General features: G+C 69.4%; 3 protein-coding genes. All 3 read left to right on the forward strand.

The genetic code is table 11. The features are described 5' to 3' along the window. Positions 1-212: 212 nt before the first annotated feature. Genes mqnE through AC5LSR_RS15380 form a run of 3 tightly spaced genes read left to right on the forward strand, consistent with a single transcriptional unit; the run spans position 213 to position 2,164 of the window. Entirely contained in the window at positions 213-1,361 is a 1,149-nt protein-coding gene (mqnE, locus tag AC5LSR_RS15370) for an aminofutalosine synthase MqnE (RefSeq protein WP_250283285.1), read from the forward strand. Between the two features lie 30 nt (positions 1,362-1,391). Next, complete coding sequence (locus AC5LSR_RS15375; protein WP_250283266.1) at positions 1,392-1,739, forward strand: hypothetical protein; 348 nt, start codon at positions 1,392-1,394, stop codon at positions 1,737-1,739. Positions 1,740-1,795: 56 nt separating this feature from the next. Continuing rightward, positions 1,796-2,164, forward strand: coding sequence for a hypothetical protein (locus AC5LSR_RS15380; protein ID WP_445548547.1), 369 nt, complete (start codon positions 1,796-1,798; stop codon positions 2,162-2,164). Positions 2,165-2,336: the final 172 nt, after the last annotated feature.

The raw sequence follows: 2,336 nt of genomic DNA on the forward strand, positions 1-2,336 counted from the left end.
CTGGCTCATCTGGCCACCTGGCTCATCTGGCCACCAAGCCGCCGTGTCCGGTGGGATTTCCGGCGGGTCCCGCTGGCCCAACCGGGCACGGCCGGCTCGGTCCCCGGGCCGGCCGCGTGGGTCGCAGGCCCGTGCCCATAGCCCGTGGCTTCGAGGCGCCACGGGTCACATGTCGGCGGGACGCCGCGCCGGGCGGGACTACCCTCGTGCTTATGGACGTCGGGCTCAAGCGGGAGATCGAGTCGAAGGTACACGCCGGCGAACGGCTCAGCCGGGCGGACGGCGAGGCGCTCTACGCCAGCGACGAGCTGGCCTGGCTGGGGGAGCTGGCGCACTCCGTCCGCGTCCGCAAGAACGGGGACGCGACGTACTTCAACGTCAACCGGCACCTGAACCTCACGAACGTGTGCGCGGCATCCTGCGCCTACTGCTCGTTCCAGCGCAAACCGGGCGAGGCCGACGCGTACACGATGCGCATCGAAGAGGCCGTGCGGCTGGCCAGAGCGATGGAGCCTGCCGGCATCACCGAGCTGCACATCGTCAACGGCCTGCATCCCACCCTGCCGTGGCGCTACTACCCGCGTTCGCTGCGTGAGCTGTCGAAGGCGCTGCCGGGGGTGGCACTCAAGGCGTTCACGGCCACCGAGATCCACTGGTTCGAGAAGATCAGCGGCCTGCCCGCGGCGGAGATCCTCGACGAGCTGATCGACGCCGGCCTGGAGTCGCTGACCGGAGGCGGGGCGGAGATCTTCGACTGGGAGGTCCGCCAGCACATCGTGGGCCACGAGACGCACTGGGAGGACTGGTCGCGCATCCACCGCCTGGCCCACTCCAAGGGCCTGCGGACGCCGGCCACCATGCTCTACGGCCACATCGAACAGCCGCGGCACCGGGTCGACCACGTGCTGCGGCTGCGCGAGCTACAGGACGAGACCGGCGGGTTCGTGGTGTTCATCCCGCTGCGCTTCCAGCATGACGCGGCCGGTGACCCACGCAACCGGCTCATGAACCAGCCGATGGCGACCGGGGCCGAGGCGCTGAAGACGTTCGCGGTGTCCCGGCTGCTCTTCGACAACGTCGATCACGTCAAGTGCTTCTGGGTGATGCACGGCCTGACCACCGCCCAGCTCGCCCTGAACTTCGGCGCGGACGACCTGGACGGCTCCGTCGTCGAATACAAGATCACTCATGACGCCGACGGCTTCGGGACGCCGGACACGATGACCCGGGAGGACCTGCTCGAGGTGATCAGGGACGCCGGCTTCCGCCCGGTGGAGCGGGACACCCGGTATCGCGTGATCCGCGAGTTCGACGGCCCCGACCCTACCCGCCGGGACCTTCCCCAGGAGATCAGCGCCTGATCGGCGCCCAAGAAGACACCAACGTCCAAGATGGACGCCAAGAAGACCCAGAGCTCGGCCGGAGGCGGTGTGATCATGGATGGTGACCGGTTGGATGACCGGCCGGACAGCCGGGACGGCCAGGTGCCGCGGCCGGCTCCGTCGGCGCGCCGTGTCCTGCCGGAGGGATCCGCGGGGATCGGTTCCATCTTCACGCTGGCCTTCCTGGCGATCCTGCTGCCAGGGGTGGCCGCGTACGCGCTGCTGCGGTTCGCCGGCCTGGCGATCGGGCCGGCCGGCCTGCTCGGCCTGCTGGTGATGTTCGTCTGCCTGGGGCTGTATCCGTCCCTGCTGCAGCGTCTCGGCTGGGTACCTCGGCGCGCCCGCCGGTCGAGATGACGGCCGTCGGCGGGACGGCCGCCGGCCACAGAACGGTACGGGGACCGGGAGGATTTATGGATCTTCGTAAGCGAACGGCTGGCGGGCGAGGATGGGCATCGCGCCAGCGGTCGTCCGGGCTGCCGCCGTACGGATCATCGTCGCCGTACGGGGCGCCGTCGTCCGGGCCGTCACCGTCTGGGGCAGGGCAGCCCGGGGCGGGGCCGTCCGGGCCGGGGCTGCTCGCCATCAACGCCCGTTACTTCGCCTTGCGGACCGTCATCTTCGCCGCCGTGCTGGTGGTCGTGCTGCTCGTGGGCCTGCACTGGCTGCTCGGTTTTGCCGTCGCGCTGGTCCTCAGCGGGCTGGTGAGCTATCCGCTGGCGATCCGCCAGCGCCGGGCGGTGCTCGATGCCCTGGAGCAACGACGCGGCTGGCTGCGTTGACCAGCGAGCCATCCCGGGAGCACGACTCCGCGAGAAAGCGTGACGCCACCCGGGAACACAACGCCGCATCCCAGCCTGATATCGCCGAAAAGTACGATTCTGTACCGCAGAGTGACGTTACGCAGCGGTACGATGTCACGCAAGCGGCCGTTGAGGTCACGAAAATAACCAG

The organism is Protofrankia sp. CiP1_Cm_nod4 (assembly GCF_982290645.1).